The 2,959-nt window shown below is 29.5% G+C and carries 4 protein-coding genes; all 4 read left to right on the top strand.

From position 1 onward, the window contains the following. Positions 1-153: 153 nt before the first annotated feature. The gene (locus PKV21_09905; GenBank protein ID HOM27800.1) at positions 154-1,005 is read left to right on the top strand and encodes an amidohydrolase family protein; all 852 of its coding nucleotides are present in this window, start codon (positions 154-156) and stop codon (positions 1,003-1,005) included. A gap of 12 nt (positions 1,006-1,017) precedes the next feature. Beyond that, entirely contained in the window at positions 1,018-1,857 is an 840-nt protein-coding gene (locus PKV21_09900; GenBank protein ID HOM27799.1) for a 6-phosphogluconolactonase, read from the top strand. Positions 1,858-1,859: 2 nt separating this feature from the next. Continuing rightward, a complete protein-coding gene (locus tag PKV21_09895) occupies positions 1,860-2,738 on the top strand; it encodes an amidohydrolase family protein (protein HOM27798.1) in 879 nt (292 codons plus the stop codon). Then, positions 2,739-2,959: DegT/DnrJ/EryC1/StrS family aminotransferase (locus tag PKV21_09890; protein ID HOM27797.1), on the top strand; the 221-nt coding region annotated here is incomplete at its 3' end.

The raw sequence follows: 2,959 nt of genomic DNA, 5'->3' as shown, positions 1-2,959 counted from the left end.
ATGTGAGGCATCGTATATAAATTTTACTTAGATTCTTATATGAGGCAACAGGATTATTTTCATTAGTCAAACTATTAATAAAATTTTAAGGTGAATTTTTACATAAAATCCGGTATGTTATATAATTTTCAAAAAGTAAAAGGAGGAAATAAAATGATTGATTATCATGTTCATATAGGAAAGATATTTTATGGAAGAAATCCATTAACACCAAAAAAACTTATTGAAACAATGAATAAATATGGAATAGAAAAAAGTATTATTTTACCGATTGAAAATCCGGAAGAAACACATTTTTATTTAACAACTGATTATGTTTTAAAGATATGTAAAAAATATAGAGAAAAATTAATTCCTTTCTGTAATGTTGACCCGAGAAGAGGTAAAAACAATGAAAAAGAAGAGAGAATAGAGAAAATAATTGAAGAATATGTAAAAAAAGGAGCAAAGGGTTTCGGAGAAGTCCTTGCAAATTTACAATTCAATGATAAAAGGATGAAAAATATTTATAGAGCATGTGGAGATTTAAAACTTTCAATTGTCTTTCATCTTGGTGGAGTTCCAGGAAATTCAACTATCGGGCTTACAGATGAAATAGGATTACCTTATATAGAAGAAGTTTTAAATGAATTCCCGGATACAATTTTTGTTGCTCATGGACCTGGATGGTGGGCAGAAATTTCAGGAGATGTAACAGCAGAAGAAAGAAATTCATATCCAAAAGGAAAAATAAAAAAAGAAGGTAAAGTTCAGTATTTACTACACAATTATCCAAATATGTATGCTGACCTTTCTGCTGGAAGTGGTTACAATGCATTAACAAGGGATATAGAATACGGTATTGAATTTTTAAATAAATTTTATAATAAACTTTTATTTGCAACTGATTATTTATATCCTGAACAGGAACTTCCAATTATTGACTATTTGAAAAATTTAAACATAACAGAAGAAAAGAAGAAAAAGATTTTTTACGAAAATGCAAAAAAATTGTTAAATATTTAAAAAGGAGTAAAGATGGACATAAGAAATTTTAAAGTTTTTATTCTGAAAAGCAATGAAGAAATTGGGAAAAAATCAGCAGAAGATGCAGGAGAAATTCTTGAAAATTATACAAATAAATTGAACAGAAAATGTTTGTGTGTTTTTGCTGCTGCTCCTTCTCAGGATACATTTCTTGAAAATCTATCAAAAAACAAAAATATAAAGTGGGAAAACATATATGCATTTCATCTTGATGAATATATAGACCTTCCAGAAAATCATCCCAATACTTTCAAGGAGTATTTAAGAATCCATATTTTTGAAAAAGTAGAAATTCCTGAAAAAAATGTTTTTTATATGAAGGAGGCAGGCAAAACAGAGGATGAAATAATAAAAAATTATACAGATTTATTTATAGAAAAATACCAGGAAATCAAGAGAAATGAAAGTATTTATCTTGCATTTATTGGAATAGGAGTTAATGGACATATTGCTTTTAATGAACCAGGAACTGACCTGTGGAATAAAGAGATAATAACAAAAATAAGAATTGATGATATTTCTGTGAAGCAGCAGTATGAGGATTATAAAACTCATCCAAATCCAGAAGCAAGGTATAAGAGTTTAGACGAAGTCCCAAGGAATGCTTTAACAATGACAGTTTCTGCAATTTTGCTTGCAGATAAAATCTTCTGTATGGTTCCTGGTAAACAGAAAGGTGATGCTGTAAAATTGACTCTTGAAGGTGAAATATCAAATAAAGTTCCTGCTTCCTTTTTAAGATTACATAAGGATGTTTCTTTATATATAGATATAGATTCAGGTTCAAAATTGATAAATAAACCGGAAACAAAAATAAAAATAGGAAAATAAAAATGTTTATAGATATTCATGTTCATTCAAGGAAAAACCCGATTATGTGGAAAGGTAAATATTATTATATATCACCAGAAAACTTAATTGAAAGATATGAAAAACTTGGAATAGAAAAAGGAGTTCTACTTCCAGGAGTTAGTCCTGAATGCTCTATACAGCCAGGTTCAACCCATGAAATGCTTGAAATTTATAAAATGTATCCTGATAGATTTATACCTTTCTGTAATGTTGACCCGAGAGCAGTAGAGAATTCACCTTTATCTCCAATAGATGAACTTCTTTATATTTATAAAGAACTCGGATGTAAAGGAATAGGTGAAGTTACTGCAAACTTACCTTTTACCAATCCATTATTTTTAAATTTTTTTAAATGTGTAGAAAAGGTTGGTTTTTCTTTAACATTCCACATATCTCCACAACTTGGAAATTTCTATGGAATATATGATGAACCTGGACTCCCCGGCCTTGAATACTGTTTAAACAGATTTCCGGATTTGATTTTTATTGGACATTCCCAGCCATTCTGGGCTGAAATTGCTGAACTTGAAAAACCATATGATAGGTACGGCTATCCGGATTATCCTGTAAAAAAAGAAGGGGTTGTGCCAAAACTTATGAGAAAATATAAAAATTTATATGGAGACCTTTCTGCAGGTAGTGGTTATAATGCACTTGCAAGAGATTTAAACTATGCAGTTGATTTTCTGAATGAATTTCAGGATAGATTACTATTTGGAACAGATATATGTGCACCTGAAACACCTACTCCCCTCGTTGATTTACTTTTAAAGTTAAAAGAAGAGAAGAAAATAAACGAAACTGTTTTCAATAAAATAGCAAGAGAAAATGCTATAAAACTTTTAAAACTGGAGGGATAAATGAAACTTGCAATTTTTGGTGGAGAAAAAGCAATAAACTCAGATTATAGTAAATTTTGTAAATGGCCAATTATAACAAAAGAGATGGAAGAGAAAGTCCTTGATGTTTTGAAGAAAGGAGCAATGTCAAAAACCGAATTAACAAAAGAATTTGAAAAGCAATATGCTGAACTTTATGGAATGAAATATGCTTTATGTCACAATAATGGAACTGCAGCAAT

The sequence above is a fragment of the bacterium genome, assembly GCA_035371905.1.
GTDB lineage: Bacteria > Ratteibacteria > UBA8468 > B48-G9 > JAFGKM01 > JAMWDI01.
Note: the sequence above shows the minus strand (reverse complement) of the source record. Positions and strands in the feature narration are given on the sequence as shown.